The following is a 331-nucleotide window of genomic DNA, read 5'->3' on the forward strand; positions in this document are numbered from 1 at the left end:
ACGTCGGACGGGCCGGGCGTCAGGGCCTCGATCGCGCTGCCGTCGGCGTGCATGGCGTAGATCCCGCCCCCCGGGGTGAGGTCGGGGCCGGCGGGGAAGGTGGTGAAGACGATCCGGGTGCCGTCGGGGGACCATCCGGCCCGGCCTCCGGCCCGCAGCTCCCAGGGGGTGAGCTGGCGAAGGCCGGTGCCGTCTGCGGCGACGGAGAACAACGCGCGGCCGTCGGCGGGGCGCCCGGTGGCGCTGGTGCGGTACTCGAAGTCCAGCTGCTTTCCGTCGGGCGACCAGCTGGGAGTGGTCACCTCGCCGGAGTAGGGCTTGACGTTGGTGA

1 protein-coding gene is annotated in these 331 nt (G+C 74.0%); it reads right to left on the reverse strand.

The features are described from left to right. Window positions 1–302, reverse strand: a 302-nt coding sequence (locus PUR61_RS16000) for a TolB family protein (protein WP_443035178.1), incomplete at its 3' end; no start/stop codon positions are given. Window positions 303–331 lie beyond the last annotated feature (29 nt).

It is taken from the genome of Streptomyces sp. BE20, assembly GCF_036322525.1.
Taxonomy (GTDB): domain Bacteria; phylum Actinomycetota; class Actinomycetes; order Streptomycetales; family Streptomycetaceae; genus Kitasatospora.